The 26541-nt window shown below is 64.7% G+C and carries 29 protein-coding genes; 20 read left to right on the top strand and 9 right to left on the bottom strand.

Translation table 11 applies throughout. The features are described 5' to 3' along the window. Positions 1-34: 34 nt before the first annotated feature. The 3 genes from C0456_RS09825 to clpA all read left to right on the top strand — a co-directional run bounded on the left by C0456_RS09825 (position 35) and on the right by clpA (position 4247). Positions 35-1351, top strand: coding sequence for a tetratricopeptide repeat protein (locus C0456_RS09825; RefSeq protein ID WP_291051123.1), 1317 nt, complete (start codon positions 35-37; stop codon positions 1349-1351). Between the two features lie 166 nt (positions 1352-1517). Further along, on the top strand, positions 1518-1874 hold the full coding sequence (gene clpS, locus C0456_RS09820; protein WP_035598890.1) for an ATP-dependent Clp protease adapter ClpS: 357 nt from the start codon (positions 1518-1520) through the stop codon (positions 1872-1874). 57 nt (positions 1875-1931) lie between these two features. Further along, positions 1932-4247 carry an ATP-dependent Clp protease ATP-binding subunit ClpA gene (gene clpA / locus C0456_RS09815; protein ID WP_291051120.1) on the top strand — a complete coding sequence of 772 codons (2316 nt, stop codon included), beginning with the start codon at positions 1932-1934 and terminating at the stop codon, positions 4245-4247. A gap of 74 nt (positions 4248-4321) precedes the next feature. On the opposite strand, the gene C0456_RS09810 is transcribed toward clpA, so the two are convergent. After that, a complete protein-coding gene (locus C0456_RS09810; RefSeq protein ID WP_291051117.1) occupies positions 4322-4750 on the bottom strand; it encodes an MAPEG family protein in 429 nt (142 codons plus the stop codon). A gap of 155 nt (positions 4751-4905) precedes the next feature. Here C0456_RS09810 and C0456_RS09805 point away from each other — a divergent pair, with 155 nt between their 5' ends. Then, positions 4906-6108 carry a serine hydrolase domain-containing protein gene (locus C0456_RS09805; RefSeq protein WP_291051115.1) on the top strand — a complete coding sequence of 401 codons (1203 nt, stop codon included), beginning with the start codon at positions 4906-4908 and terminating at the stop codon, positions 6106-6108. A gap of 80 nt (positions 6109-6188) precedes the next feature. Continuing rightward, positions 6189-6581, top strand: a complete 393-nt coding sequence (locus C0456_RS09800; protein WP_291051112.1) for a TonB family protein — start codon at positions 6189-6191, stop codon at positions 6579-6581. Between the two features lie 5 nt (positions 6582-6586). Here C0456_RS09800 and C0456_RS09795 read toward each other — a convergent pair whose 3' ends face one another. The 5 genes from C0456_RS09795 to C0456_RS09775 form a co-directional block, all read right to left on the bottom strand. Next, complete coding sequence (locus C0456_RS09795; protein WP_291051110.1) at positions 6587-6973, bottom strand: YbaN family protein; 387 nt, start codon at positions 6971-6973, stop codon at positions 6587-6589. Further along, positions 6970-7440, bottom strand: coding sequence for a GNAT family N-acetyltransferase (locus tag C0456_RS09790; RefSeq protein ID WP_291051107.1), 471 nt, complete (start codon positions 7438-7440; stop codon positions 6970-6972). The genes C0456_RS09795 and C0456_RS09790 overlap by 4 nt, the downstream gene beginning before the upstream one ends. Positions 7441-7447: 7 nt before the next feature. After that, positions 7448-7849, bottom strand: coding sequence for a rhodanese-like domain-containing protein (locus C0456_RS09785; protein WP_291051104.1), 402 nt, complete (start codon positions 7847-7849; stop codon positions 7448-7450). Continuing rightward, complete coding sequence (tldD, locus tag C0456_RS09780) at positions 7846-9249, bottom strand: metalloprotease TldD (protein ID WP_291051101.1); 1404 nt, start codon at positions 9247-9249, stop codon at positions 7846-7848. Before tldD ends, C0456_RS09785 begins: the two co-directional genes overlap by 4 nt. A gap of 99 nt (positions 9250-9348) precedes the next feature. Then, positions 9349-9900, bottom strand: coding sequence for a tetratricopeptide repeat protein (locus C0456_RS09775; protein ID WP_291051099.1), 552 nt, complete (start codon positions 9898-9900; stop codon positions 9349-9351). Positions 9901-10052: 152 nt separating this feature from the next. Here C0456_RS09775 and coxB point away from each other — a divergent pair, with 152 nt between their 5' ends. The 12 genes from coxB to C0456_RS09715 all read left to right on the top strand — a co-directional run bounded on the left by coxB (position 10053) and on the right by C0456_RS09715 (position 20387). Next, entirely contained in the window at positions 10053-11012 is a 960-nt protein-coding gene (gene coxB, locus C0456_RS09770; RefSeq protein WP_291051096.1) for a cytochrome c oxidase subunit II, read from the top strand. 30 nt (positions 11013-11042) lie between these two features. Next, a complete protein-coding gene (gene ctaD, locus C0456_RS09765; RefSeq protein ID WP_367179241.1) occupies positions 11043-12737 on the top strand; it encodes a cytochrome c oxidase subunit I in 1695 nt (564 codons plus the stop codon). An 84-nt stretch (positions 12738-12821) separates the two neighbouring features. Further along, complete coding sequence (locus C0456_RS09760) at positions 12822-13292, top strand: hypothetical protein (RefSeq protein ID WP_291051090.1); 471 nt, start codon at positions 12822-12824, stop codon at positions 13290-13292. An 8-nt stretch (positions 13293-13300) separates the two neighbouring features. After that, a complete protein-coding gene (gene cyoE / locus C0456_RS09755; protein ID WP_291051088.1) occupies positions 13301-14254 on the top strand; it encodes a heme o synthase in 954 nt (317 codons plus the stop codon). Between the two features lies 1 nt (position 14255). Beyond that, the gene (locus C0456_RS09750) at positions 14256-14429 is read left to right on the top strand and encodes a hypothetical protein (RefSeq protein ID WP_199285919.1); all 174 of its coding nucleotides are present in this window, start codon (positions 14256-14258) and stop codon (positions 14427-14429) included. Beyond that, complete coding sequence (locus tag C0456_RS09745) at positions 14429-15034, top strand: cytochrome c oxidase assembly protein (protein ID WP_291051081.1); 606 nt, start codon at positions 14429-14431, stop codon at positions 15032-15034. The genes C0456_RS09750 and C0456_RS09745 overlap by 1 nt, the downstream gene beginning before the upstream one ends. 75 nt (positions 15035-15109) lie before the next feature. Continuing rightward, positions 15110-15991: a cytochrome c oxidase subunit 3 gene (locus C0456_RS09740; protein ID WP_291051078.1), complete on the top strand. Its 882-nt coding sequence runs from the start codon at positions 15110-15112 to the stop codon at positions 15989-15991. 147 nt (positions 15992-16138) lie between these two features. Further along, a complete protein-coding gene (locus C0456_RS09735; protein WP_291051077.1) occupies positions 16139-16798 on the top strand; it encodes an SURF1 family protein in 660 nt (219 codons plus the stop codon). Further along, positions 16795-18177, top strand: coding sequence for a threonine synthase (thrC, locus tag C0456_RS09730; RefSeq protein ID WP_291051074.1), 1383 nt, complete (start codon positions 16795-16797; stop codon positions 18175-18177). Before C0456_RS09735 ends, thrC begins: the two co-directional genes overlap by 4 nt. A gap of 9 nt (positions 18178-18186) precedes the next feature. Next, positions 18187-18756: a GNAT family protein gene (locus C0456_RS09725; RefSeq protein WP_291051071.1), complete on the top strand. Its 570-nt coding sequence runs from the start codon at positions 18187-18189 to the stop codon at positions 18754-18756. A gap of 13 nt (positions 18757-18769) precedes the next feature. Next, entirely contained in the window at positions 18770-19801 is a 1032-nt protein-coding gene (locus C0456_RS09720) for an EAL domain-containing protein (RefSeq protein WP_291051070.1), read from the top strand. Between the two features lie 7 nt (positions 19802-19808). Then, positions 19809-20387, top strand: a complete 579-nt coding sequence (locus tag C0456_RS09715) for a suppressor of fused domain protein (RefSeq protein WP_291051068.1) — start codon at positions 19809-19811, stop codon at positions 20385-20387. Positions 20388-20392: 5 nt separating this feature from the next. Here the strand turns inward: C0456_RS09715 and C0456_RS09710 are convergent, their stop codons facing one another. Then, complete coding sequence (locus tag C0456_RS09710) at positions 20393-20959, bottom strand: YqgE/AlgH family protein (RefSeq protein ID WP_291051066.1); 567 nt, start codon at positions 20957-20959, stop codon at positions 20393-20395. A gap of 173 nt (positions 20960-21132) precedes the next feature. Here C0456_RS09710 and C0456_RS09705 point away from each other — a divergent pair, with 173 nt between their 5' ends. The 3 genes from C0456_RS09705 to C0456_RS09695 all read left to right on the top strand — a co-directional run bounded on the left by C0456_RS09705 (position 21133) and on the right by C0456_RS09695 (position 23234). Beyond that, positions 21133-21615: a peroxiredoxin gene (locus tag C0456_RS09705; RefSeq protein ID WP_291051063.1), complete on the top strand. Its 483-nt coding sequence runs from the start codon at positions 21133-21135 to the stop codon at positions 21613-21615. Positions 21616-21768: 153 nt separating this feature from the next. Then, a complete protein-coding gene (locus C0456_RS09700) occupies positions 21769-22734 on the top strand; it encodes an SPFH domain-containing protein (RefSeq protein WP_291051061.1) in 966 nt (321 codons plus the stop codon). Between the two features lie 32 nt (positions 22735-22766). Then, positions 22767-23234, top strand: a complete 468-nt coding sequence (locus C0456_RS09695) for an NfeD family protein (protein WP_291051057.1) — start codon at positions 22767-22769, stop codon at positions 23232-23234. A 215-nt stretch (positions 23235-23449) separates the two neighbouring features. Here the strand turns inward: C0456_RS09695 and C0456_RS09690 are convergent, their stop codons facing one another. Together C0456_RS09690 and parE are read right to left on the bottom strand one after the other, a co-directional pair. Beyond that, complete coding sequence (locus tag C0456_RS09690) at positions 23450-24202, bottom strand: hypothetical protein (RefSeq protein WP_291051055.1); 753 nt, start codon at positions 24200-24202, stop codon at positions 23450-23452. A 297-nt stretch (positions 24203-24499) separates the two neighbouring features. After that, positions 24500-26476, bottom strand: a complete 1977-nt coding sequence (gene parE / locus C0456_RS09685) for a DNA topoisomerase IV subunit B (protein WP_291051052.1) — start codon at positions 26474-26476, stop codon at positions 24500-24502. Positions 26477-26541: the final 65 nt, after the last annotated feature.

The raw sequence follows: 26541 nt of genomic DNA, 5'->3' as shown, positions 1-26541 counted from the left end.
TGGTAATTTCTGTCAGCGTCTGGGGGACGTCGCGATGATACAGGACCGTCAGGGAAACAGTCTGCCGGGCGCCAGCCCGAAGGCAGCGGAGCTGTTTGATCTTTCCTGCCGCCGCTTTGCGCGGTTCCGGGGCGACCCGGTGGCGCCGCTGGATGATGCGATCGCCGAGTCGCCCGACTTCGGCATGGCGAAGATCGCCAAGGCCTGGATCTATGTCATGTCGACCGAGCCGGGCGCGACCGCCGGCGCGCGGCGCATCCTGCGGGACATCGAAAAGGAACACCCCGCCCCGAGCGAGCGCGAGGCGGCGCATGTCAGGGCGCTGCAGGCTGCCACGGTGGGCCACTGGACCGAGGCCGGGCGCGTGCTGGATATGTGGTCGGCCTTCCATCCGCGCGATTATCTTGCCCTGCTGGCCGGGCACCAGATCGACTTCCTCACGGCGAACGCCCGCAATCTGCGCGACCGGATCGCCCGCGCGCTGCCGGCCTGGGAGAAGCTGCCCGAGCGGTCATTCCTTCTGGGGATGCTGGCCTTCGGCCTTGAAGAGGCAGGCGACTATGACCGCGCCGAAGCGGCCGGCCGGGAAGCGCTGGAAAAGGATGCCGAGGATGCCTGGGCCCATCATGCCGTGGCGCATGTGATGGAAATGCAGGGCCGGGCCGAGGAAGGGCGCGATTTCATCCGCCGGCGCCGCCAGCACTGGGCCCAGCCCGACAGTTTCCTGAAAATCCACAACTGGTGGCATCTGGCCCTCTGCCATCTGGAACTGGGCGAGTTCGACGCCGCGCTGCAGCTCTATGATGACGAGATCCGCGCCGGGGAAAGCACCATTGCGATGAACCTGGCGGACGCGGCCGCGCTGCTCTGGCGGCTGCAGGTGATCGGAGTGGATGTGGGCGAGCGCTGGGAAGAGCTGGCCGATGCCTGGACCCAGCATGCCGATGGCCGCTGCTATCCCTTCAACGACATGCACGCCGCCATGGCCTTCATCGGGGCGGGCCGCCGCAATGACGCGCTCGACCTGCTGGTCGCCGCCGAGGGCGCCGATCCTGGGGAAATGCGCGACTGGATGGCCCATACCGGCCGTCCGGTGATCGAGGGACTCGTCGCTTTCGACCGGGGACACTATATGGAGGCCGCCGAGCTGCTTTTCCCGGCGCGCCAGATCTACGGCACGTTCGGCGGCAGCCATGCCCAGCGCGATGTCATCGACTGGACGCTCACGGAAGCTGCCATCCGTGGCAAAATCCACGGGCTCGCCGACTCACTGATTGCCGAACGCCTGTCTCTCAGGCCCGGCAGCCGCATCAACAGGGCCTTCCAGGCCCGCTCGAAAAAGGAACATTGAAGACGCCCGGCCGATACCCTTCCCTGGCGCTGCTTTACGCGAGGGCTGCCACGGTGTGGCTGCCACGAAAGCGTGCAGAGCTGGATTTAGACGGTAAATGCATCTTCAATCTCTCACAGGAACGTATATCTTGATCAGCATGAGCAGCGATTTCGACCCGGTCCGGATGAATGGATCATCGAACTCCGGCAGCCCTGGGGGCAGCCAGCCGGGGGACGGGGATGGCACAGGCTTTGACCTGGCCACGGAAACGCGGATCAAGACCAAGAAGCCGTCGCTCTACCGGGTGCTTCTGCTGAATGATGATTACACGCCGATGGAATTCGTCGTGTTCATCCTCGAGCGGTTCTTCAACCGCTCCCGCGAGCAGGCGACCCGGATCATGCTTCACGTCCACCAGAAGGGTGTGGGGCTGTGCGGGGTCTATACATATGAAGTTGCCGAGACGAAGGTAGCTCAGGTGCTTGATCTTGCGCGCCGCCACGAACATCCTCTCCAGTGCGTCATGGAGAAAGAAGACTAAGCCACTATATAGAAACAACAGGCCACGTTCACACATACCCCCGGAAGGCTTCATCCCTTGCCACGTCTCTCCCCCTCTCTCGAAACGGCCCTCGAAAAGGCCCTCACGCTCGCGTCCGAACGCGAGCATGAGTATGCCACGCTCGAGCATCTCCTTCTGGCGCTCACCGATGATGAGCACGCCCGCGAAGTCATGGGGGCCTGCAAGGTGGATATAGAGGCGTTGCGCGGTGACCTGACCCGCTATATCGACGAGGAGCTTTCAAGCCTCATCGTCGATGACAGCGAAGGCCGGGTGCAGCCGACGGCGGCCTTCCAGCGCGTCGTGCAGCGCGCCATCCTGCATGTCGAAAGTTCCGGCCGGGAAGAAGTGACGGGCGCCAATGTCCTCGTTTCGATCTTCTCCGAGCGCGAAAGCCATGCCGCCTATTTCCTGCAGGAACAGGACATGACGCGGTATGATGCGGTCAATTTCATCTCCCACGGCGTTGCCAAGCAGCCGGGCATGTCGCGCCCGTCTACCCCGCGCGGCGCAGAAGCCTCAGAGGAAGAACCGGTGAAGCAGGGCCATGAGGCGCTCGACACCTATTGCGTGAACCTCAACGCCAAGGCGCGGGCCGGCAAGATCGACCCGCTGATCGGCCGCGATATGGAGGTCAACCGCTGCATTGAGGTGCTCTGCCGCCGCAACAAGAACAACCCGATCCTCGTCGGCGATCCCGGCGTCGGCAAGACGGCCATCGCCGAGGGCCTGGCCAAGCGCATCGTCGATGGCGAAGCGCCCGAAATCCTGGATGATGCCATCATCTGGTCGCTCGACATGGGCGCCCTGCTGGCCGGCACCCGCTATCGCGGCGATTTCGAGGAACGCCTCAAATCGGTGATGAAGGAACTCGAACAGCAGGAAAAAGCCATCCTGTTCATCGACGAGATCCACACCATCATCGGCGCCGGCGCCACCTCCGGCGGCGCGATGGATGCGTCGAACCTCCTGAAGCCTGCGCTCCAGTCCGGGGGCCTGCGCTGCATGGGCTCGACCACCTTCAAGGAATACAAGCAGCACTTCGAGAAGGACCGCGCGCTCTCCCGCCGCTTCCGCAAGATCGATGTGGTGGAGCCGACGGTGCCGGACACGATCAAGATCCTCACGGGTCTGAAATCGAAGTTCGAGGATTTCCACGGCCTGAAATACACCAACGAGGCCATCAAATCGGCCGTCGAGCTGTCGGACCGCTACATCACCGACCGCAAGCTGCCCGACAAGGCGATCGACGTGATCGACGAGGCAGGGGCCGCCCAATGGCTGCTGCCGGCGTCGAAGCGCAAGAAAACCGTGGGCGCGCGGGACATCGAGGCGGTCGTCGCCAAGATCGCGCGCATTCCCCCCAAGCAGGTCACGTCCGACGATGCGGCCGCGCTCAAATCGCTGGAAAGCGATCTCAAGCGCGTCGTGTTCGGCCAGGACGAAGCCATCGAAGCGCTGTCGGCCTCGATCAAGCTCGCCCGCGCGGGCCTGCGCGAGCCCAACAAGCCGATCGGCTCCTACCTCTTCACCGGCCCCACGGGCGTCGGTAAAACAGAAGTCGCCAAACAGCTCGCCTCCATCATGGGCGTCGAGATGCTGCGCTTCGACATGTCGGAATACATGGAGCGCCATACCGTCAGCCGTCTGATCGGCGCGCCTCCGGGCTATGTCGGCTATGATGAGGGCGGCCTGCTCACCGATGGCGTCGACCAGCACCCCCATTGCGTGCTGCTGCTCGACGAGATCGAGAAGGCTCACCCGGACCTCTTCAACATCCTGCTGCAGGTGATGGACAATGGCGCGCTGACCGATGCCAACGGCCGCAAGGTCGATTTCCGCAATGTCATCGTCATCATGACGACCAATGCGGGCGCTTCGGATGCGGCGAAAAACTCCATCGGCTTTGGCCGCGGCAAGAAGGATGAGGAACAGGAAGAAGCGCTCAAGCGCATGTTCACGCCGGAATTCCGCAACCGCCTTGATGCCATCGTCACCTTCGGCGGCCTGACGCCGGAAATCATCGACCGCGTGGTGGAGAAGTTCATCCTGCAGCTGGAAGTCCAGCTGGAAGACCGCAACGTCTCCATCGAAGTGTCGAAACCGGCGCGCGAATGGCTGGCCAAGCGCGGCTTCGATGCCGAGATGGGCGCGCGGCCCCTGTCCCGCACGATCCAGGAATTCGTCAAGAAGCCGATGGCGGAAGAGCTTCTCTTCGGCCAGCTGCAGAAGGGCGGCGTCGTCAAGATCGACCTCCACAAGAATGGCGAGGAACTCACCTTCAAATATCTCGCCGAGCCGCCGAAGAAGAAAAAGCCGACCAAGGACCAGACCGAGGAACCGGCGGCCTGATCTTCAGCGTTGCTTGAAATCAAAAAGGGCCGTCCCATCGGGGCGGCCCTTTTCGTTTGGGATGTCGCCGGGCCTCAGAGGCTGGAGAGCAGGCCCGCCCAGTCTGCCGCGCCGAGGGCGGAGACGACCAGCGTGATCAGCGCCACGAAAGAGACCGTCCAGACAAGGCCGCGCAGATAGGGCACGCCCATCGCATAGAGCGGCAGGTAAACGACCCGCGCCCCGGCGAAGACGAGGGCGGCGATGCGCGTGACCGCCGTGGAATGATCCATCAGCGCCAGAATGATCACCACGCCCAGGAAGAAGGGCAGCGTTTCATGCAGATTGCGCAGGGCGCGGGTCAGCCGGCCCAGCAGGACCGAATCCGGCTCGGCAGGCGGCGCATCCTGCGCGGTGTTGGCATAGGGCACGCCGTGGACGCGCCGGAATTCGGACGCCTGCAGGATCACCTGCACCAGGCCCAGCGCAATCACGATCAGCGCCGCCAGTAGTTCAACTGTCATGGAAACTCCCCCGTCTGACATTGTTGTGAGCCTGAAACTGCGCCGGCCTGCGCCGCCTGTCAAAGCGTGCCTTGGGGGGCTGACGCATGGTCAGCCCTCCCAAAGGCGCCCAAACCGGCTAACGTTCCGGTCAAAAGAACCTTGGGAGGAATGAGATGACCGCCAGCGTGCAGGGAAAGTGCGATCCGAAATTCGCGAAGGTGCGCGAGGAATTTGAGCGCAATTTTGCGGCGCGCGGCGAGGTGGGCGCCTCGGTGTGCCTCTCTGTGGATGGGCAGACGGTGGTGGATCTCTGGGGCGGTATGGCCAATCCGGAAACGGGCGACCCCTGGCAGGAGGACACCGTCTCCATCGTCTTCTCCTGCACCAAGGCGGCGGTGGCCACCTGCGCGCATATCCTGATCGACCGGGGAGCGCTTAATCCCAACGCGCTGGTGAAGGACTACTGGCCGGAATTTGCGAAGAACGGGAAGGAAAAGACCACCGTTCAGATGATGCTGAACCATGAGAGCGCCCTGCCCACCCTGCGCGATCCGGTAAAGCCCGGCGGCTTTGCCGACTGGGACTATATGACCGGCCGCATGGCGGATGAGGAAGCCTTCTGGGAAGTGGGCACGCGCAACGGCTATCACATGATCAATTTCGGCTGGACGGTGGGCGAGCTGGTCCGCCGGGTTTCCGGCAAGTCGCTCGGCACCTTCTTCCGTGAGGAAGTGGCGGAAAAGACCGGCGCGAAATTCTGGATCGGCCTGCCGGAAAGCGAAAAGGTGCATATTGCCCCCATCCGCATGTATCAGCCTCAGCCCACCGATCAGCCTACGGAATTCACCATCGCGCTGATGACGGACCCGGGTTCCATCCAGCACAAATCCTTCCTCAATACCGGCGGCTGGGATTTCAACGACCGCAAGGGCCAGGCCGCAGAGATTGGCGGGGGCGGCGGGCTGTCGAATGCGCGCGGGCAAGTGGCGTGGTATACAGAGCTTGCCACCAATTCCGGCAAGCTCGTCTCGGCAGACCGTCTCGCCGCGATGGGCCGCGTCACCACCGCCACCCAGCGCGACGCCACCCTGCTGATCCCGACACGCTTTGCGTCGGGCTATATGAAATCGATGGACAATCGCGGGCTCAATCTTGGCCCCGGCACCAGCGCGATCATGGGCGAGGCGGCCTTTGGTCATGTCGGCGCGGGCGGCTCCATCGGCTTTGCAGACCCCGAAGCGCGCATGGCCTTCAGCTATACCATGAACCAGATGGGCGGCGGCCTGCTGTTGAATGATCGCGGCCAGAGCCTGATCGACGCGGCATATACCTCGCTTGGCTATCGCACCAACACGCCGGGCGCCTGGGTGCGCTGAAGCGGCTTGATCGGCAGCTTTCCGGAGACTAATCTTCCCGTATTGATTGCGGGGGTGTGCGGGTGATTTTCAGGGCGTTGATGGCTGGGCTGCTGGTGGCGGCACTGGGCGGGCCGCCGGCACTGGCGCAGGGGCGTTTGCCGGACGTGGAGCCTCGTCCCGTCCGGCCGCCCATGCCCTCCTACCCTGTGGGCGCTGCGCGCATGATGCTGCAGGGCTATTGCGAGGTTGAGTTCTCCGTGGATACGCGCGGGCGCACCAGCAACATTCATCCGCGCTGCTCGCATCCGGAGTTTTGCGCCAGCGCGACAGCGGCGATGGAGGAGGTGCGGTTCATGCCGGCCCGGCGGGATGGCCGGATCGTTCAGCGAAACAATATCGTCTATCCGCTTGAATACCGGATTGAGGGTATGCCGGACGCAATCCCAGGCCGGGCAGATCTCAAAGGATGTGTGGACCCGCTCGTTTCCTGATGGCGTCAGGGCGGCGGTTCCCGGTCTGTTGGTATAAGGATCATCACGACTGTTGCGGCGACTGCAGCCAGCGCCACGATCAGCACCAGCGGTTGGGTCAGAGACTGGCTGAGCCCCGCCGTCACCACGGCCGAGCCCCAGGCAAAGCCGACGGCAACGCGTTTCACTTCCGGGCGCACGGCGCGGCGTTCCTCGAAGCGGCGGGCTTCCTGAAGCGCCGTCTTGAGGATCGGGATACGTTCCAGCCAGCGCGTCAGCCGCTCCGATGAGCGGGTAAAGGCCCAAAGCGCCACGATCAGGAACACCGTTGTCGGAACCCCCGGCAGGATGGCGCCGATTATGGCAAGGCCGGTGAAGACGAGGCCGATCAGGATCAGCAGCGGCCGGGTCATTGCGCGTCCCTGGCCTCTGTCATGCCGAGGCGCTGGTAAAGCGCAATGGCGCGCGCATTGCCGGGCATTACCTTCAGGTCCACATGGCGCGCGCCCCGAGCCTGGAAGGCGGCAAAGGCGGTCAGCATCAGCGCCGCGCCGATGCCGCGCCGGCGGTGGGTGGGGGCCACCACCAGATCCTTCACGAAGGCTGACGTCCAGCACTGGCAGACCCCGGCAATGGATCCGTCCCCGGCGCGGGCGGTGAAGACCAGCTGAGGGTCGAACTCGCTGTCGCGGCGCAGGGCCGGCCACCAGTCCTCAAATCCGGAAACGTCCCCTTCGCCGGGGCCATATCCTTCGGCCATCAGAGCGTGCAGGGCCGGGGCGATGCCATCTGTGAACGGAGCCAGGCTGATGCCGCCGGGCCAGTCGGGCGAAGGCAGGGGCCGGGAAAGATCGCGGCGCAGCCGCAGGGGCCCCGTCATCGCCGCATCAACTGTGACTGACGGGCAGGCGCTCGGCTAGCCAGCCGCCGGGGCCTTCCATGCCGCCCACGACATTGTAAACCTGCGTGAAGCCCACCGCGCGCGCCTGGGCGGCGCCCTGGCCGGAACGCTGGCCCGAGCGGCAGATGAAGGCGACCGGCGCCTCAAAGCCGCCGGCGGCCTGCATCAGCTGTTTCAGGAAGTCCTTGTCCTGAAGGGTGATACGCTGCGCGCCGGGGGCGGTGCCGGTCTGGCGCCATTCCGGCGGCGTGCGCACGTCAATCAGCGTGATCTCGCCGGCGGCCAGTTTCTCATGCGCCTCGCGCGCCGAAAGGCGCTGCACGGGCGGCGCGCCCCGGTCATTCCCTTTGAGGGAAAACATCGACGCGAGGATGGCCTGAATGTTCATCCCGCCCCGCCAACCGTCAGGGCACCGACCTTCAGTGTCGGCTGACCCACGCCTACGGGCACAGACTGCCCGGCCTTGCCGCACACGCCGACGCCATCATCCATGGCAAAGTCGTTGCCGATCATCGTCACATCGCGCAGCACCGTCGGCCCATGGCCGATCAGTGTGGCATTCTTCACAGGCGCCACCACCTTGCCGTTCTCGACGAGATAAGCCTCCGTACACTGAAAGACAAAGTTGCCGGAGGTGATGTCCACCTGCCCGCCACCGAAATCCACCGCCCAGAGGCCGCGCTTGATCGAGGCGACGATTTCCCTGGGGTCCTTGTCTCCGCCCAGCATCACGGTGTTGGTCATGCGCGGCATGGTGGAGGCTTCATAGCTTTCACGGCGGCCATTGCCGGTCGGCGCCATGCCCATCAGGCGGGCATTCATCCGGTCCTGCATGTAGCCCTTGAGGATGCCGTCCTCGATCAGCACGGTGCGCTGGGTCGGCGTGCCCTCGTCATCGAAGGAGAGCGAGCCACGGCGCGCGTCGATGGAGCCGTCATCGATCACGGTCACGCCTTTTGCGGCCACCTGCTGGCCGATCTGGCCGGAATAGACACTCGTGCCCTTGCGGTTGAAGTCGCCCTCCAGGCCGTGGCCGACCGCTTCATGCAGCAGCACGGCGGGCCAGCCCGGGCCCAGCACCACTTCCATCTCCCCTGCCGGGGCGGGAATGGATTGGAGGTTCACCGAGGCTTTCTCGATCGCGCGGGCCACCATGGCTTTCCAGCGCTCCGGGGCGATCCATTCGTCATAGGCCGCGCGCCCGCCCGCGCCGGCGCCGGCCGATTCGCGCCGGCCGTTTTCCTCAAGCGTCACCGACACGTTGAGGCGCACCAGCGGGCGGATGTCATGGAAATGCGCCCCGTCCGGGCGCAGGATGTCGATCTCGCTATGGCTACCCGAAAGCGAGCAGGAGACCTGCACCACGCGCGGGTCGGCCGCGCGGGCGAAGGCGTCGATCTCGGCCAGGAGGTTTGTCTTGTCGGTGAAGGCGGGCGCCAGCGTCGGGTCGATGGGGGCATAGAGGCGGCGGTTGGTGGGCTGGGGCCCGGTCGCCAGCTTGCCGGAATGGCCGCGCTTGGCCTGGGCGGCGGTATCGGCGGCGCGGCGGATGGCGTCCAGCGTCAGTTGCGAGGCATAGCCCTGGCCCTGCGCTTCTCCCGCGACGACCCGCAGGCCAAAGCCCTGATCGGTGTCATAGGCGGCCGATTTCAGCCGGCCATCGTCAAACACGAAGCTCTCGGAGCGCGAACGCTGCACATAGAGATCGCCATCATCAGCGCCGCGGGTGGCTTCCGCCAGAATGTCGGAAGCCGCTTTCAGGTCAAAAGGCAGGGGGGATTGGGTCATCCTCCCAAGATGCGGGCTTCCGCCCCCGCGTACAAGCCTCAGCCTGCGGGTTAAGGGCCCCTGGGCAGGGGCCAATTGCCGCCTTTCGGCCCGGTTGCCTCAGTTCGTCTCGACCGTGAAGCGGGCGAGCTGTTCATCGGTGGGCTTGTAGTCGGGGTTGAGTTCCCTGGACTTCAGGAAGTCGTAATAGGCCCCTTCCACATCCCCGGTCCGCTCCCGCGCCAGGGCGCGGTTGTAATAGGCGGCGTAGAGGTCGGACGAGTCCAGCTCGATGGCCTTGTCCAGCGACACCAGCGCGGAATTGTAGTCCTGCTTCAGGATGTAGGCGGCGCCTTCGTTGAGCCAGGTCGGCCCGGAACCGGGCGAAATGCGCTTTGAGGCGGCATAATCGCCGAGCGCGGCGTCCAGCTTGCCCTGCCGCATCCGCAGCACACCCCGATTCGTGAAGGTGGCGGCGCGATTGGTCAGATTCAGGGCCTCATGCTCCAGGGCCCGCGTGCAGAGTTCTTCCGCCGCGACCTGGCTTAGCAATCCGTATTTCGCCGCTTCGTAACAATCCCTAGCCAGCCCCCCGCCGATGACGGTTACCTGCGCGGTTGTAGCCGGGGCCAGAGCGACCAGAATGGCCGCAAATACAACTGTACGGACCATGTTTTCCTCCCGTATTCCGTTGTAGGGAGAGTATAGCACTGCCGCCCCGGCCGGGCGATGCGCTGCGACAATTTTGAGCGAGGAAAACGCTGGGGTTCCCCGCGCGGCTGGTATAGTTAGAGGCCAAATTGAGACGAATTGGGGTTGAATCCGTGCGACACATCCTTGCCGCCCTCTCTGCTGCCATGCTGGCCGGACCGGCCTTTGCGGCCGAACCCGTAGACGGCGCGATCAACATGCAGCCTGCGGCGACGCGAATCGCTGAGCGCGTTCATGAGTTCCACAACGTGCTGCTCGTGATCATCACGGCCATCACGCTGCTGGTGCTCGCGCTGCTCATCTGGATCGTGATCCGGTATAACCAGAAGGCGAACAAGGTTTCCCGCAAGTTCAGCCACAACACGACCATCGAGATCGTGTGGACGGTTGTGCCCGCGCTGATCCTGGTCGGCATTGCCGGCCTCTCCTTCCCGAACCTGTTCTATCAGAACGTCACGCCCAACCTTGGCCAGATCGTTGCCACCTCCAAGCAGCTGCTGGCAGAGGGCAAGTCGGCCGAGCATCAGGCCTTCACCCGGAACTACTTCCCCGATGCGGCGGAAGAAGGCTTCGTGAACGTCAAGATCCAGGGCAACCAGTGGAACTGGACCTATACCTATCCCGATATCGTCGATGAGACGGGCGAGGCTGTGGAATTCGTGTCCAACGGCATCCACAAGGGCCGCGCGTCTGACCCCACCGATGGCCTGCGCCTGCTGACGACCGACTATCCGATGGTCGTGCCGGCCAACCGCTATATCCGTTTCTACACGGCGGCGGCTGACGTGATCCACTCCTGGGCCGTGCCGGCCTTCGCCATCAAGGTGGACGCCATCCCCGGCCGTCTCAATGAAGGCTGGTTCCTCGTGAAGGAGCCGGGCGTGTATTATGGCCAGTGCTCGGAACTCTGCGGTGTTGACCATGCCTACATGCCGATCGAGGTGCGCGTGGTTCCGCAGGCGCAGTTCGATGCCTGGGCCGAGCTGATGAAGGCCGGAGACTTTGACGGCGCCGCCGCTTCGGTGCGCCAGATCGCTTCGGCTGAAACCGAAACCAAATTCGCTTCCAACTAAGTTCCGAGAGAAAGAGCCTTTCCCATGCCTATGGACGAAGTCGCCCTCGATCACGGCCACCACAGCCACGATCACAAACCCGGCTTTTTTGCCCGCTGGTTCTTCTCAACGAACCACAAGGATATCGGTACGCTGTACCTGATCTTCTCGCTCATCGCGGGGGTCGTCGGCTATTCGCTGTCCGGCCTGATCCGTTGGGAGCTGGCCGAGCCGGGCATCGGCCCGATGCTCTGGATCCAGACCACCTTCTTCGGCCTGGAAGGCGACGCGGCCGTCGCGGCTGCCAAGCACTTCTACAATGTCGTGATCACCTATCACGGCCTCGTCATGATCTTCTTCATGGTGATGCCCGCGCTGATCGGCGGCTTTGGCAACTGGTTCGTGCCGCTGATGATCGGCGCGCCGGACATGGCCTTCCCGCGGATGAACAACATCTCCTTCTGGCTCACCGTGGCGGCCTTTATCCTGGCGGTCCTGTCGATGATGGTTCCGGGCGGCTCTGCCGGGAACGGCTTCGGCGGCGGCTGGACGCTCTACCCGCCGCTGTCGGGTTCGACCGGCCACCCCGGCCCCTCGATGGACCTTCTGATCCTGTCGCTGCACACGGCCGGTATCGCCTCCATCCTCGGCGCCATCAACTTCATCGTCACCATCCTCAACATGCGCGCACCGGGCATGACGCTGCACAAGATGCCGCTGTTTGCCTGGGGCATGCTGATCACCGCCGTGCTGCTGCTGCTGGCCCTGCCGGTGCTGGCCGGCGCGCTGACGATGCTGCTCACCGACCGTAACTTCGGCTCGCAATTCTTCGTGCCCGCTGGCGGCGGCGACCCGGTGATGTTCCAGCACCTGTTCTGGTTCTTCGGCCACCCCGAAGTGTACATCATGATCCTGCCGGCCTTCGGCATCATCAGCCACATCGTCTCGACCTTCTCGAAGAAGCCGATCTTCGGCTATCTCGGCATGGCCTATGCCATGGTGTCCATCGGCGTGATCGGCTTCGTCGTGTGGGCCCACCACATGTACACGGTCGGCATGAACGTGGACCTGAAGGCCTACTTCGTGGCGGCCACCATGGTCATCGCGGTGCCCACCGGCATCAAGATCTTCTCGTGGATCGCCACGATGTGGGGCGGCTCGATCGAGTTCAAGCTCCCGATGCTCTGGGCGATCGGCTTCATCTTCCTGTTCACCGTGGGCGGTGTGACGGGCGTGGTGCTGGCCAACGCCGGTATCGACCACTCGCTGCACGACACCTATTATGTGGTGGCCCACTTCCACTACGTGCTGTCGCTGGGCGCCGTGTTCGGTCTCTTCGCGGGCTGGTACTACTGGTTCGAGAAGATGTTCGGCATCAAGTACAACAGCTTCCTCGGCGGCCTGCATTTCTGGCTGATGTTTGTCGGCTCCAACGTCCTTTTCTTCCCGCAGCACTTCCTGGGTCTGCAGGGCATGCCGCGCCGCTATATCGACTATGCGGATGGCTTCGCCACCTGGCACCACTGGTCGTCGATCGGCTACGCCATCACCCTGGTTGCCACGCTGGTCTTCTTCGTCTCGCTGGCCGTTGCCTTCATCCAGCGCCGCAAGGCCACCGTGGATGCTCATGGCCATGGCAACCCCTGGGGCGAAGGCGCCACGACGCTGGAATGGACCCTGCCGTCCCCGCCGCCGTTCCACCAGTATAACGAACTGCCGGTGGTCACGACCAAGGGCGGCCACTAAGCGCCCGGCCTGACAAAGGCTTGAAATCCGGCGGCCCTTCGCGAGAGATTGCGGAGGGCCGTCTGTTTTGAAGGAAGCTGCGCGATGACGGCAAACCGTCTGGTTCCATTGGGGTTCCTGTTTGCGGCGCTGCTTCTGGCGGTCTTTCCGGTCGTGCTCGGCGCTGGCGCCGCCCGTCCGGTGATCGATGGGGTGCTTGTCGAGACCTATTCCATTGTGCGGCCCTGGAGCGCGCAGCTTTCCTTTCCGGCGGCTTCGATCCTGTTCGGGATGCTGTATTGGGCAGGCGCCCGGCTTGCCGGGATGGTTTACCGCCCGGCGCTGCTCTGGGCGCATCTGGCGCTTTGGACCGCAGGTTCGGCGCTGCTATTTGCGCCCCCGTTTCTGGATCATGGGGCTCAGGCTTCTGAATCCTATGATTTTGCAGGGAATTTCTCCCGCCTGCACATCCTCTCCACGGCCGGGTATTGTGTCACGCTGATTTCCCTTGCCATCTTTGCCATATGCATCGGCCAAGCAATTTTACAGCGCATCCGGAGAGCCAAGCCGTTATAAGCCCGCCTATGACTGACACGCACGCAACCCCCATCAAGCGCCCCGCCACGGCGGCGGACTATGTGAACCTGATGAAGCCCCGCATCATGATGCTGGTGGTGTTCACAGCCGTAGCCGGTCTCGCCGCTGCCAGTGGCATGACGGGCGTGACGATGCACCCGGCCATGGCGGCGATTGCCGTGCTGGCGGTGGCGCTCGGCTCGGGCGCCGCCGGGGCCATCAACATGTGGTATGACGCCGACATTGACGCCGTGATGAGCCGCACCTCGACGCGGCCGATCCCGTCCGGCGCGGTGCCGAAGGAAGAGGCCCTGGCGATGGGGCTGATCATGTCGGGCGTGTCGGTGATGCTGATGTGGCTGGCGTCGAACTGGCTGGCGGCCGGGCTGCTCGCCTTCTCGATCTTCTATTACGGCGTCATCTATACGATGTGGCTGAAACGGGCGACGCCGCAGAATATCGTCATCGGGGGCGGCGCAGGCGCCTTCCCGCCGGTGATCGGCTGGGCGGCGGTGACCGGCAATACGCCGCTGGACGCCTGGATCCTCTTTGCCATCATCTTCTTCTGGACGCCGCCGCATTTCTGGGCGCTTTCGCTGCTGGCGCACAAGGAATATGCCAAGGTGTCGGTGCCGATGCTGCCGGTGACGCATGGGGCCAAGGCCACGCGCCTGCAGATCCTGATCTACACGCTGGTGCTGATTCCCGTCTCGCTGAGCCCGCTGGCCACGGGCCTCGGCGGCTGGATCTATGGGGTGACGGCGGGTGTGGGCGGTCTTGTGTTCCTTGTCTGCGCGCTGGCTATCCTGCGCTCGAAGGCGGGCGATGAGGGCGCGCCGGGGGCGGACATGAAGCTTGCCCGCAACACATTCCTCTTCTCGATTCTCTACCTCTTCGCCCTGTTTGGCGCGGTGCTGGTGGAGCATGCCGCCGGGCTGCATTTCCCGGTCATCGGAGGCTGATATGGAAGACCCGACCCTCAAGCCGGACGTGCGCCGGATGACGCCGGAAGAACTCGCCGCCCGCAAGAAGCGGAACCTGTGGCTGGGCCTGGCCCTTGCTGGTTTCGTCGTGCTGGTGATGATCACCACCATCATCCGGCTGGCAACCGGAACAGGCATTTCGGGGAGGATGTAATGGGTCTCTCGAACGGGAAAATCGGTCTTCTCGCAGGCGGCTTTGCTGCCGGGATGCTGGCGCTCGCCTTTGCGGCAGAGCCGCTCTATTCGGCCTTCTGTGAAGTCACCGGCTTTGGCGGCACCACGCGGGTGGCGACCGAAGGGCCGAAGGAGATGCTCGACCAGACGGTTGAGGTGCGCTTCGACGCGAATGTGGCCGATACGCCGCTGAAATTCCGCGCGCTGCAGGGGCCACAGACCGTCCAGATCGGCCAGCATGGCCTGGCCTTCTATGAGGTCACCAACCCGACCGACCGGGAAATCCGCGTCATCGCCAGCTATAATGTGACGCCGCATTTTGCCGGCCCGTATTTCAACAAGCTGGAATGCTTCTGCTTCTCCGAGCGCGTGATCGCCGCCGGGGAGACGCGCAAGCTGCCGGTGGTCTATTTCATCTCGCCCAACATCATCGAAGACCGGGTGGCGAAGAATCTCGAAACCATCACACTCAGCTACACTTTCTTTGACAGTGGCACCTATAACGGGCCGCGCACCGAAGTGTCCGGCCCTGTTCCTGCGGCAGTGCCGGCAGGGGGTGCGGCAAATCCGGCCACGCCGGGCTGAAACAGTTGCGAAAAGGCGCGCGCAAGCGATAAACAGCGCCAAAGTATTGTGGCGATTCCGGAGGGGATTGAGAAAATGGCCGGCGGCGACGTCAAACACGATTATCACCTGGTGAACCCCTCGCCGTGGCCGCTCCTCGGCTCGCTGGCGGTCACCGTTCTCGCCATTGGCGGCGTAACCTACATGAAGGGCCTGTTTGGCCTGGCCGAAGGCACCTGGTGGCTGCTGGCCATCGGCTTTGCCATGGTCATCTGGGTCATGTTCGGCTGGTGGGCGACCGTCATCAAGGAAGGCCGCATGGGCGATCATACGCCCGTGGTCGAGATCGGCCTGCGCTATGGCATGATCCTGTTCATCGCCTCCGAGGTGATGTTCTTCGTGGCCTGGTTCTGGTCCTTCTTCGAATTTGCCATCTTCTGGGATGCCCGCGTCGGCGCCCACTGGGATTCGGCGAACGCGCTGTTCCAGGAAGGGCTGGAGCGCTTCAAGCAGTTCCCGCCGGAAGGCGTCACGATGTTTGACCCCTTCCACCTGCCGCTGATGAACACGCTGGTCCTGCTGCTCTCGGGCACCACGGTTACCTGGGCCCACCATGCCCTGGCCCATGGCGACATGAAGGGCGCCAAGCTCGGCCTGATCATCACGATCCTGCTCGGCCTCGGCTTCACCGGTCTTCAGGTTCTCGAATACAGCCACGCGGCCTTCTCGTATGACGGCACGCTCTATGGCTCGGCCTTCTTCATGGCCACGGGTTTCCACGGCGCCCATGTGGTGATCGGCACGATCTTCCTGATCGTCTGCCTGATCCGCATGTATGCCGGCAACCTGACGCCGAAGAAGCATCTCGGCTTCGAATTTGCCGCCTGGTACTGGCACTTCGTGGACGTGGTGTGGCTCTTCCTCTTTGCCTTCGTCTATGTGGCTCCGTGGCTCGTCCATGGCGGCGCTGGCCACTAAGTCTCTGCGCCGCCCTTAAGCGGCGGTGAGGGATGACACAATCTGGCCCGCCGGTGTTTCAGCGCTGGCGGGCTTTGTCTTTCTGGTGGGGCCGTTTCCCCCGATTTGTCCTGGACCTGAGCGATGATGTTCCGCCCCTTACCCGTCATGACCGTGCTGAGCGTGATCGCGTTCGCCATCCTGATCATGTTCGGCAACTGGCAATGGGGGCGCTACGAAGAGAAGATGGCGCAGAAGGGCGTGGCGCCGGACTGGGCCGAGGTTACCGGCACGACGCTGCCGGGCACCGAGAAGGTGGTCTATGCCTATGCCGATGGCGACGCCGCCTGGCGGCAGGTGACCGGCTTTGAGACGGCCGACGGCATCCTCTTCCTGCCGCTGCAGATCAGCTATTCGATCGAGCCGCCGCCGGTGAGCCCGGCGGCAGAAGCGCAGATGCTGACCCTGCGCGGCCTGTGGCATCCGCCCCAGCGGCGCAATGCCTTCACCACAGAGGATGATCCGGAGAAGGGTGTCTATTATGCGCTCGACCCCGAGCGGCTGGCCGCGTCGCTGCCGCCGGCGCTGGCCGCGCGCGTCATCCCCCGCGTGTTCGAGCCGGAAACGCTGATCCGCACGGACTATCCGGCGCCCCAGCCGGTGGCCAATCCGCTGCTGATGCCGGGCGACAGCGAGCGCCTGCCGCCGGAGCGGCATTTTGGCTATGCAATCACCTGGTGGGGCCTCGCCATGGCGCTTGCCGGTGTGTATCTGGCCTTCCATTACCAGCGCGGGCGGCTGCGCTTCAGGCGGGAGACGAGCAAGTGAAGTATATCTCGACACGGGGTCAGGCTGAGCCTGTGGATTTTGCCGGCGCGTGCCTTGCCGGCCTGGCAGCCGATGGCGGGCTCTATGTGCCCGAGAGCTGGCCGCAGATTGCGCCGGCTACGCCGGATGAGCCCTATGCCGCAACCGCCGCGCGCATTCTCTCTGCCTTTGCCGGGGACGCGATTCCGGCCGATGTGATGGCCCGCCTCTGCGCGCAGGCCTATGGCCGCTTTGCCCACCGCTCGGTGGCGCCGCTGACGCAGGCCGGGCCCGGCCTCTGGCTGATGGAGCTGCACCACGGCCCGACGCTGGCCTTCAAGGATGTGGCGATGCAGATCATCGGCCAGATCTATGACTATCTGCTCGGCCTCTCGGGCCAGCGGATGACGGTGACCTGCGCGACCTCTGGCGATACCGGCGGGGCCGCGGCCGGGGCATTTGCCGGGGCGAAGAATGTGCGCCTCGTAATCCTGCATCCGCATGAGCGGGTCTCGCCGGTGCAGCGCCTGTTCATGACGACGACCGGGGCGGAGAACGTCCTGAACATTGCCGTGGACGGGGACTTTGACGACTGCCAGTCGATGGTGAAATCGATGTTTGCCGACAAGGCGTTCGCTGCCAGCATTGGCCTGTCGGGCGTCAACTCCATCAACTGGGCGCGGATTGCGGCGCAGGCGGTCTATTACGCCACCGCCAGCGCGCAGCTGGGCCACCGGGCGCTGCGCTTCGTGGTGCCGAGCGGCAATATGGGCGACGCGCTGGCCGGCTATGTGGCGGCCCGCTGCGGCCTGCTGCCGGGGGGCCTCGAGATCTGCTGCGCGGTCAATGAGAACGACACGCTGGCGCGGGTGTTCAACACCGGCCGGATGACGCGTCAGGCCGCGGTGGCAACGCCCAGCCCGGCGATGGACATTGCCGTGCCGTCGAACTTTGAACGCCTGCTGTTCGAGGTGACGGGGCGTGACGCAGAGGCCGTGCGCCGGACCTATGACACCTATGCCCAGGCGGGCGAGGCCGAGCTGCCGGAGACGGCCAAGGCGCGCCTTGGCTGCACCGGGCTTTCGGCGGTTTCGGTGACCAATGCCGATACGCTGGCGGAGATGGAGCGGTTCCGCGCCGAGACCGGCTGGCTGATCTGTCCGCATACGGCAGTGGGCACGCAGACGGCCCGTAACCTCAAGCCTTCGGAGGCTGTGGCGACCGTGGTGCTGGCGACGGCGGCGGCGAGCAAGTTTCCCGAGACGGTGAAAGAGGCAACCGGCGAAGACGCCCCGCTGCCGAGCCGCTGCGCCGAGCTTCTGGGCCGGGGCGAGGTGTTCGAGCGCTTTGCCTCTGATCCGGCGGCCGTGCGCGCCCGCATTGCGGCCTTTGCAGGCTAGGCCGGGGCCATGGCGTTTGTGCCGCTCGATACGGTTATCACCGCAGAGCGGCTGGCGCTGATGGCGCCGCGCAAGAGCGACTATGAAGACTGGGCCGCGCTGCGCACGGTGAGCCGGGCTTACCTTGAGCCCTGGGAGCCAAGCTGGCCGGCCGATGCGCTGAGCCGCAAGGACTGGCACCGGCGCGTGACGGCCTGGACCAAGGCGTGGAAGTCCGGCGCCGGATGCGTGTTCCTGATCCGGCGGATGTCTGACAATGCGCTGCTGGGCGGTGCCTCTCTGACACAGGTGCGCGGCTGGCCGGCCAATGCTGCGAGCCTTGGCTACTGGATGGGCGAGCCCCATGCGGGCCAGGGCTATATGAAGGAAGCGGTGAAAGCCCTGTGCGTATGGGCGTTTCCGATGCTTAACCTTGCCCGGATCGAGGCGGGGATCGTTCCGGAGAATGACCGCTCCCGCGCGGTTCTGGAAGGCACGGGATTTGCTGAGGAGGGACGGGCAACGGCATATCTCGAGATTGCCGGCATGCGCCGCGACCACATCCTTTTCGCTCTCGTCAGGGGCGATATTCGCCGCTAGGTAACGAGAACAGATGGCAAAACGCACCCCAAAGGAACCCCAGGGCAGCTGGCACTGGCGCGGCGAGGCTGGCCGCCTCCTGATCGAGGCGCAGACGGGCACCCTGTTATCGGACCTTTCCGGGGACTGGTCTCTGGACGCGCTGGAGAAGATGGTGGAGGGCCTCAGCCGCGGGCGGCTGGCCAAGGCGCTGTCGACCGGCGAGGGCGGACCGGTGCGCTGTGGTCTGCGGCTTTCCAATGGGCGGGACATCCATTTCGTCGGCGCGTTCGTCAGCCACAGCGAGGCGCGGGGCATGCTGCTGTCGGGGGAAACCTTCCCCGAGATCGACCCGAGCGACATGCGCCCCGGCCCCGATCTGATCCCGGTCTACCAGCCGATCATCTCCCTGCGCGATGGCCGGGTGGTCGGCTTCGAGGCGTTGGCGCGCTGGGACAGCAATGAAGAGACCGTGCCGCCGAGCCGCTATGAGGACCAGGCGCTGGCCTCCAACATGCTGATCCGCTCGGCCGAGACGCTGTCGAACCTGCGCGAGGGGGCAAAGCGCGACGACCTGTTCATGCATGTGAACCTGACGGCGCGGGAGCTGACCAAGAGCACGCTGCCGGCGCTGATCGAGGCGCTGATGAACGGCTACAAGCTGCCCGAGCGGGCGCTGCGGATGGAGCTGACCGAACAGGCGGCGCTGCGCGACGAGACCCATGCGCTGGCCGCAGCGATGGCGCTGAAGGCGGTGGGCGCGGGGCTGGTGCTGGATGATTTCGGCACGGGGCATTCTTCCTTCGCCTGGCTGGCCGACCTGCCCTTTGACAGCCTGAAGATCGACCATGGCCTGACCAGCCGCCTTGGCCAGACGCGCAATGACACGATCCTCTCCACCATCACGCTGCTGGCCAGCCGGCTGGGCATGTCCTCGACCGCCGAGGGCGTGGAAGCGCGCGAAGATGCCAGCCGCCTGCGGGCGCTGGGGTTTGACTATGCCCAGGGCTTTGCCTTTGCCCGTCCGATGGACGCAGACAGCGCGCTGGCTTTCCTGAAAGGATAATGACGAGATGAGCCAGGCCACGCCCCAGCACCGCGCGATTGCAGATTACCTGACCGATGCCTTTGGCGGCGAGATCAAGGTGATGGGCCAGTCCTATCATGATGGATTGTCCGTGAACGTGCTTGTCTCTTCCGGGGCGCCGGAGGGGGACTATCTCTCCTGCTCCACCATCGGCCTCAGCGACCGGGAGCTGGTGCTGGACGATGAGCCGATGGGCTTTGGTGTCGAGCTGTGCGGGGCGCTTTACGCCGACGAGATGCCGTTCGTGGAGATGCTGGCCGATATTGCCCATGAGGTGCAGACCGGGGAATGGAGCATCGGCCTTGGCACCATCCTGCCGGATGTGGTTCAGGCCTATTTCCCCGGCAGCACGATGCAGCATCTTATGCTGGTGCATCCCTTCTTCTGGGACGAAGACTTTGGCGTGCTGGAGCAGGAAGGCGGCAAGACCGTCTGGCTGCAGATCATTCCGATTTCGGGCAGCGAGTTTGAACTTGTCGAAGCCGAAGGGCTCGACGCGCTGGAAGAGAAGCTGGAAGCCTCCGGCGCAGATGTGTTTGACCTGCTGCGCGCGCCGGTGGTGTGACGCCGTCAGGCGTTGCCGGCATCTGATTGCAGGCGCGAGAGATCGACGCCCATCCGCGTGAGCGCGTGGCGCCATTTGTGCTCATACGCGTCCCCGAAGACGAGATCGGAATCCGGCGCGCCGATCAGCCAGGCATTCTGCGCCAGTTCCTGTTCCAGCTGGCCCGCCGCCCAGCCGGCATAGCCGAGCGCCATGACGAATTTGCGCGGCGGCGCCGACGAGGCAATCGCGGCGAGGATTTCGCGCGTCGCGGTCATGCAGAGTTCGTCCTCCACCTCCATCGTGGCGCCGTCGCAGATGACGTCATCTGTGTGCAGAACAAAGCCGCGCTCGGTGGCAACCGGGCCGCCCTCCAGGATGGCGACGCCTTCCAGGCCCACCTGCTGGGGAATGTCCATCTGGTCGATGATTTCCTGCAGGTCGATGCCCTCCATCGGCCGGTTCAGCATGATGCCCATGGCGAAGTCCGGCGTGTGGGCACAGATCAGGATCACCGATCGCTCAAAGCGCGGGTCGCCGATGCCGGGCATGGCAATCAGCAGCTTGCCGGTGAGATCCGTTTCAATCTGCATGTCGTGCTCCGGGGACCGAGGCTGGGGCAGGTGGCGGGCATTTGCAAGTGTTTGTTGAGCCGGGAGGCGAATAAGGACGGGCCGGGCGGGCGCGGGGATGGGTTATTCCTGCGGGGCATTGCGGGACGGGCGATAGCGGCCTATCTCCTGAGGCCAGCAAGGAGAAAACTGCCATGGCGATCAAAGTGGGCGACAAGCTGCCGGAAGCGACTTTTATGGAAATGACCGTGGATGGGCCAAAGCCCGTGACCACGGCTGAGGTGTTCGGCGGCAAGACCGTTGCCCTGTTCGCCGTGCCGGGGGCCTACACCCCGACCTGTTCGGCCCGCCACCTGCCGGGCTTTGTGGACAAGGCCGGCGACTTCAAGACCAAGGGCGTGGACGACATCGTCTGCACCTCGGTGAACGATGTGTTCGTGATGGGCGCCTGGGGCAAGAGCGCCCATGCCGACGAGAAAGTGCGGATGCTGGCCGATGGCAATGGCGCGTTTGCGCAGGCCCTGGGCCTGGAACTCGACGCCACCGGCTTTGGCATGGGCAAGCGCTCGCAGCGCTATTCCATGCTGGTGAAGGACGGCGTTGTGGCCGAGCTGAACGTGGAAGCGGGCGGGGAGTTCAAGGTCTCCAGCGCCGACTATCTGCTCGGCCAGCTCTGAGACCGGCCGGGAGGCGCGTTTAAGCGCCTGTTACCGAATAAGGCGATGATCGGCCTGCTGCGGGGACGTGGCGGGCCGATTTTCATTGCGGATTTATTGAAAAACGGCAAACTCTCCCCAAGTCTGATGTAATATCAATGTGGAGAGGGACCCATGGACATCGTTTTTGCCACCTTCGTCATTGCCCTGGCGGTGGCGTTCATCCTGCTGTTCTCGGCGCTGAAATTCGTGCCGCAGGGCTATAACTGGACCGTGGAACGGTTTGGCCGCTACACCAAGACGCTGGCGCCGGGGCCGCATGTGATCGTGCCGTTCATCGACCGGGTCGGCCGGCGGATGAACATGATGGAGACCGTGCTGGACGTGCCCCAGCAGGAGGTGATCACCAAGGACAACGCCATGGTTTCCTGCGATGCCATCGTGTTCATCCAGGTGATCGATGCGGTGCAGGCGGCCTATGAGGTCAACAACCTGCTCAACGCGATCAGCAATCTTTCGATGACCAATATCCGGACCGTGGTGGGCTCGATGGACCTTGATGAGGTGCTGTCGAACCGCGACGAGATCAATGCGCGCCTCCTGGGCACGATTGATGCGGCGACCCATCCCTGGGGCGTGAAGGTGACCCGGATCGAGATCAAGGACCTGACCCCGCCCGCCGACATTACCGAGGCGATGGCCCGCCAGATGAAGGCCGAGCGCCTGAAGCGGGCGGAAATCCTCACCGCCGAGGGGGAGAAACAGTCCGCCATCCTGAAGGCCGAGGGCCAGAAACAGTCGCAGATCCTGGAGGCCGAGGGCCGGCGCGAGGCCGCTTTCCGTGACGCCGAGGCGCGCGAGCGCGAAGCGGAGGCCGAGGCCAAGGCCACGACGATGGTTTCCGAAGCGATTGCGCGGGGCGATGTCAACGCCATCAACTACTTCCTGGGCCAGGCCTATGTGGCCGCGTTCGAGAAGCTGGCGACCTCGCCGCAGCAGCGCACCGTGATCATCCCGGCCGAGTTCTCGTCGATCCTCGGCACCATCGAGGGCATCCGCGGGCTGACCGATGCGGCCAAGACCGCCTCTGCGCCCCGGCCGCCGGGCGGGGCTGTTCCGCCGACACGGTCTGGCAGCTGAGAAACGATCCGTAGAAAGAGGAGTTCCCGGACATGGACGCACTGCTTGCAGGGGTAACATGGTGGCACTGGCTGGCGCTGGCGCTGATCTTCTTCGGCCTGGAGATGATCACCGGCACGTTCGACCTGCTGATGGCGTCCATCGGCGCGGTGCTGACGGCGGCGTTTGCGGCCGTGGCGCCCGAGGGGATGGCCGGCTGGCATGGGCAGGTGATCGTGTTCCTGGTCGCCGCCATCGCGCTGATCATCGGCAGCCGGATGGTTTTCCCCGGCATGCGCAAGGCCGCGTCAGAGCATCCGACGCTGAACAGGCGGATGGAACAGCTGGTGGGCCAGCGCGGGCAGGCGACGAAGGATTTCGTCGGCGGGGCCGGGCAGGTGAAGATCGGCGATACGGTGTGGGGCGCAGAAGCCGTGCCGGGCGAGCCGCCGATCCTGGCGGGCGACGCGATTGTCGTGGCCTCGACTGATGCCAATACGGCGGTGGTGCGCAAGGGCTGATCTGGTCCGGTGAGCTGAGACAGAGAAAACCCCTCCGGTGACGGAGGGGTTTTTGTTTTGGGGTATGCCGCTGCGGTATCATATCTGGGCGAGGGCGGGAGATGGGCCCTCAGACGGGCTGGCGCCCGTCGAGGGTGACGGAAGCGCGGAACGCAACGCCGGTATCCTCCCCAGCGGGGCTGGGGAGGCGGGCGGTGGGGCGGTGGGGCCGCGTGTCAGGAGGTGTTGGGGCGGGCGAAGAGGGGGAGAACGGCCGCGTTGAGGTCCATCAGCAGGCTGATGAATTGCGGGTCGGTCTCGGTGCCGGTGCCGGGCGGCCTGCGCAGGGAGACGGGCGGGGCCAGGGGCGCCGGAGGCGCGCCGGCCTGGCGGCGCTTTTCGGCGTCCTTCTCCTGGCGGCGGAGAAAGCGTTCGGCTTCCCGTTCGGGATTGCCCATGGCGAAGGCCAGCGCGTCCAGCCGGCTGAGGAAACGTTCCTGCAGGCGGGCGGCCTCTTCGGCGGGGCTTCTGAGGGGGCGCAGCGGCGCGAGCGGCGGGCAGGGCCGCTCCATCGCGGCGGCCAGCAGCAGGCTGCGGCGCAGCCGGTCTTCGGCGCTATCCTCCGCCTTCGAACGGCCTTGCGGCTCCTTCATGCTGAAAACCGGGGTGCGCGGCGATTTTCCGGGGCCGCCTTCGGGGGCCTTGCGCGGCGCGGTTTTCGGCGGGGCTGAAGGCGGCGCAGGGGCGGCCTGCGGGGCGCGGGGCAGCGCGGCGGCGATCAGCAGGATGGCGCGGCGCATGGCCGCCTCAGCCGGGATCAGCCAGCGCTGCATCAGGGTGCGGATGAGAGTGGCAGGGATGATCGCGCCTTCGCCGGCGGGCAGGCGGCCTTCGATTTCCATCACCACAGACAGCACGAAACTCCGTGCACGGCTGATGAGGCCGTCATGGGCGGTCTTGTGGTCGAGGGGGCGGGGCGAATGATCCATGCACGAAGATTAGCACGGGTGCGGAGGGGGGTGGATAAGGTGGGGATGGTTTTTGGGTAATGGGTTGATTTGGTTTGGGTTTTTTGGATTTGGGGAGTGGGATAGGCTTCGTTTTTTTGCGGAGAGATGCCCCACCCTATCCCTCCCCATAGTCATGGGGAGGGGACCTGTTGCGTTTGGGGAGAGGTTAGCTCTCCATGAGCGCTACCTGCCCCCTCCCCACAAATGTGGGGGCTGCGAGGGTCAGCAATCGCACTGCGATTGCCCGAGCAGCGGGTGGGGTGCGGTGAGGCGGCCCTAGATATCCAGCTCTTCGACGAAGGCGGCGTTTTCCTGGATGAAGCGGAAGCGGAGTTCGGCTTTCTTGCCCATCAGCGTGTTGATGAGGTCGGCGGGGCCCATTTCGTCGTCCATGGTGGCCGGCAGGGTGACGCGGGCGAGCGTGCGGCTGGCCGGGTTCATGGTGGTTTCCTTGAGCTGGGCGGGGTTCATCTCGCCAAGGCCCTTGAAGCGCGTCATCTCCACCTTCTGATTGCCCTTGAAGTGTTCCTTCATGATCCGGGCACGGTCTTCATCATCCATGGCGTAATGGATGTTGCCCTTGTTGGAGAGCCGGTAGAGCGGCGGCAGGGCGAGGAAGAGGCGGCCGGCCTCGATGAGGCCCGGCGTGAGCCGGTAGAAGAAGGTGATCAGGAGGGAGGCGATGTGGGCGCCGTCGACGTCCGCATCGGTCATGATGATGATGCGCTCATAGCGCAGATCGTCGATGTTGAACTTGCGGCCAAGCTCCGTGCCCAGAGCAAGGGAAAGGTCTGCCAGTTCCTGGTTGCCCATCAGCTTGTCGTCCGAGGCGCTTTCGACGTTGAGGATCTTGCCGCGCAGGGGAAGGATCGCCTGGGTTTCGCGGTTGCGGGCCTGTTTGGCCGAGCCGCCGGCCGAGTCCCCCTCGACGAGGAAGAGTTCGGTGCCTTCCGGGCCCTTGGCCGAGCAGTCTGCCAGCTTGCCGGGGAGGCGCAGTTTCTTGGTGGCCGATTTGCGGCTGATTTCCTTCGCCTTGCGGCGGCGGGCGCGCTCATCGGCGCGGTCGATGGCCCAGGAGAGGAGCTTGTTGGCCTCCTTGGGCGAGCCGGCGAGCCAATGGTCGAAGTGATCGCGGACGGCGTTTTCAACCAGGCGGAAAGCGTGGGTGGAGGAGAGCTTGTCTTTGGTCTGGCCGACGAACTCAGGCCCCCGGATGAAGACCGAGAGGAGGAGGCCGGAATGGCCCATGATGTCTTCGGCGGTGACTTCGGCGGCTTTCTTGTTGCCGCTGAGGTCTCCGAAATTGCGGATGCCCTTGGTGATGGCCGAGCGGAAGCCGGCCTCATGCGTGCCGCCTTCGGGCGTCGGGATGGTGTTGCAATAGGAGCGGGAGAAGCCGTCGGCATCGCCGAAACCGGCCTGCGTCCAGGCAATCGCCCATTCGACCTTGCCTTCCGCGCCCATGTCGACGAGGCCGGTGAAGGGGGTTTCGGTGATGGTGCCTTTGTCGCCGAAGACTTCGGTGAGCTGGTCGGCGAGGCCATTGGGATAGGAGAGGACGGCTTCGGCGGGGACTTTGGAGTCCTCCGGCAGTAGCTCGGGATCACACGCCCAGCGGATTTCCACGCCGCGGAAGAGGTAGGCTTTCGAGCGCGCCATCTGGAAGAGGCGCTGGGGGCGCCAGCGGAGCTTGTCGCCGAAGATCTGGAAGTCGGGCTTGAAGCGGACGGAGGTGCCGCGCCGGTTGGGGGCGGCGCCGACCTTCTGGAGCTTGCCGAGGGGCTGGCCGCGCGAGAATTCCTGGCGGTAGAGCGTGCGGTCGCGGGCGACTTCGACTTCCACATGTTCGGAGAGGGCGTTGACGACCGAGATGCCGACGCCATGCAGGCCGCCGGCGGTGGAATAGGCCTTGTCGGAGAACTTGCCGCCCGAGTGGAGCGTCGTCATGATGACTTCGAGCGCTGATTTCTTGGGGAATTTCGGGTGGGGGTCGATCGGGATGCCGCGGCCATTGTCGGTGACGGTGAGGAAGCCATCGGCGGCGAGCCTGATCTCGATGCGGCTGGCATGGCCGGCGACGGCTTCGTCCATCGCATTGTCGAGGACTTCGGCGAAGAGGTGGTGCCAGGCGCGCTCGTCGGTGCCGCCGATATACATGCCGGGGCGCTTGCGGACGGGCTCAAGGCCCTCGAGAACCTCGATATCCTTGGCGGAATAGCCCGCCGTGCCGGCCAGCAGGTCATCTTGCTTCATCTGCCGCGCTGAGGACATGGAACCGCTTCTCCGTCACTGAAAATGCCGGGAACGCCGGCAGAATG

Source organism: Hyphomonas sp. (assembly GCF_013823385.1).
GTDB lineage: Bacteria > Pseudomonadota > Alphaproteobacteria > Caulobacterales > Hyphomonadaceae > Hyphomonas.
The sequence above is the reverse complement of the archived record's forward strand: the minus strand, read 5'-3'. Positions and strand labels throughout refer to the sequence as shown.